At 76.8% G+C, this 2,267-nt stretch carries 2 protein-coding genes and 1 pseudogene; all 3 read left to right on the top strand.

What is annotated here, in order from left to right:
• A pseudogene (locus GTR00_RS23970) lies at positions 1-239 on the top strand (1-phosphofructokinase); the annotation flags it as partial.
• Complete coding sequence (locus tag GTR00_RS12020) at positions 236-712, top strand: PTS sugar transporter subunit IIA (protein ID WP_166611860.1); 477 nt, start codon at positions 236-238, stop codon at positions 710-712. The pseudogene GTR00_RS23970 and the gene GTR00_RS12020, both read left to right, overlap by 4 nt.
• Positions 709-2,256: a PTS fructose transporter subunit IIC gene (locus GTR00_RS12015; protein ID WP_166611859.1), complete on the top strand. Its 1,548-nt coding sequence runs from the start codon at positions 709-711 to the stop codon at positions 2,254-2,256. Before GTR00_RS12020 ends, GTR00_RS12015 begins: the two co-directional genes overlap by 4 nt.
• The last annotated feature ends 11 nt before the right edge of the window (positions 2,257-2,267 follow it).

Below are 2,267 nucleotides of genomic sequence, written 5' to 3'. Positions count from 1 at the left end.
CCCCGCCCCTGGTGCCGCGCAGCACGGTCGGCGCGGGGGACTGCACCCTCGCCGGCTACCTGCACCAGCAGGGCCCGGCGCCGCGGCGCCTGGCCACCGCGGTCGCGTGGGGACGCGCGGCCGTGCTGCTGCCGGGCAGCACCGTGCCCGGCCCCGAGCAGACCGCAGCGGGCGCCGCCGGCGTCCGCGTCGTGCAGAACCCCGACCCCGAGACCCCCGTGAAGGACCTGCAGCCGTGAGCGACACCGCGAACACCCCGGACCTGATCACCCCCGAGCTCGTCGTCGCCGACCTGCGCGCGATCGACCGCGTCGACGCGACCCGCCAGCTGGCCCGGGTGCTGCAGGCGGCCGGCCGGGTCACCGACCTGGAGCAGTTCCTCGCCGACGTCGCCGCCCGCGAGGAGCAGATGGCCACCGGCATCCCCGGCGGCATCGGCCTGCCCCACGCCCGCTCCGCGGCCGTCACGGTCCCCAGCCTGGCCCTGGGCCGCGTCACCACCGGCGAGCGCGTCGACTTCGGCGCCCCGGACGGCCCGGCCGACCTCGTCCTCCTCATCGCGGCCCCCACCACCGGCGAGGCCGACCACATGACCATCCTCGCCGCGCTGGCCCGCAAGCTCGTGCACGTCTCGTTCCGCCAGTCCCTGCTCGACGCCCCCGACGCCGCGTCGGTGGCCCGGACCGTCATGGAAGAGGTCTACGGACGATGAAGCTCGTCGCCATCACGTCCTGCCCCACGGGCATCGCCCACACCTACATGGCCGCCGAGGCCCTGGAGCAGGCGGGCAGGGCCGCCGGCCACGAGGTGGACGTGGAGACGCAGGGCGCGGCGGGGTCCGCGCCGTTCGACCCCGCCGTCGTCGCCGCCGCCGACGGCGTCATCTTCGCCGCGGACCTGGAGGTGCGCGACAAGGAGCGCTTCGCCGGCAAGCCGTTCGTCGACGTGGGCGTGAAGAGGGCCGTCGCCGACGCCCCCGGCGTCGTGGCCGCCGCCGTCGCCGCCGTCGAGGTCGCCCGGCGCGGCGCCGCCGCGCCGGCCCCGGCCGGTGCGGCGAGCGCCGCGGCCGGTGCCGCGCCCGCCACCGGGTCCGCCTCCCGCCCAGGTCCCGCCACCCGGGTGCGCCAGTGGCTCATGACGGGCGTCAGCTACATGATCCCGTTCGTCGCCGCCGGTGGCATCCTCATCGCCCTGGCGTTCATGCTGGGCGGCTACGAGATCGCCCTGGACCGCGGCGACCAGAGCGCCGGCGCCTACTTCACCGGCCTGTTCGCCGAGGGCTTCGACACCGGCAGCCGCGAGCAGTGGGCCGGCCTGCTGCTCGTCGTCGGGCAGGCGGCGTTCGGCTTCCTCGTGCCCGTCCTGGCCGGGTTCATCGCCTTCGGCGTCGCCGACCGCCCCGGCATCGCGCCCGGCTTCGTCGGCGGCGCGCTCGCGGTGACCGTCGGCGCCGGCTTCCTCGGCGGCCTGGCCGCCGGCTTCCTCGGCGGGTTCCTCGCCCTGGGCCTGGCGCGGCTGGAGGTGCCCGGCGCGGTGCGCGGCGTCATGCCCGTCGTCGTCATCCCGCTGATCGCCACGGCCGTCACCGGCGCCGTGATGCTGGTCGTGCTCGGCCGGCCGCTGAAGCGGCTCATGGACCAGCTCACCAGCGGGCTGAACTCCCTGTCCGGCTCCGGGATCGTCCTGCTCGGCGTCGTCCTCGGCGCGATGATGGCCGCCGACCTCGGCGGGCCGATCAACAAGGTCGCCTACACCTTCGCCACCACCGGCCTGGCCACCGCCGCGGCCGCCTCCGGCAGCCCGGTGGAGCTGAAGGTCATGGCCGCCGTCATGGCCGCGGGCATGACCCCGCCGCTGGGCATCGCCCTGGCCACGTTCGTGCGCAGGCGCCTGTTCACCGAGGCCGAGCAGCAGAACGGCAAGGCCGCGGTGCTGCTGGGCGCGTTCTTCATCTCCGAGGGCGCCATCCCCTTCGCGGCCGCCGCGCCGCTGCGCATCATCCCCGCCGCCGTGCTGGGCTCCGGCGTCACCGGCGGGCTGGTCATGGCGTTCGGCAACGCGCTGCGCGCCCCGCACGGCGGCCTGGTCGTCCTCGGCCTGGTCAGCCGGCCCCTGCTGTACCTGCTGGCCGTCGTCGTCGGCGCGGTCGTCACCGCCCTGGCCGTGGTGGTCCTCAAGAGCCTGCACCGCGAGCCCGCCGCGCGGGACACCGCGGCCGCCGACGCCGGCAGCACCCGCGCGGCCGTCTCGGCCTGACCCCGCCGCGC

Origin of the sequence: Kineococcus indalonis, from assembly GCF_009906395.1 — a bacterium.
Lineage (GTDB): Bacteria > Actinomycetota > Actinomycetes > Actinomycetales > Kineococcaceae > Kineococcus > Kineococcus indalonis.
The sequence above is the reverse complement of the archived record's forward strand: the minus strand, read 5'-3'. Positions and strand labels throughout refer to the sequence as shown.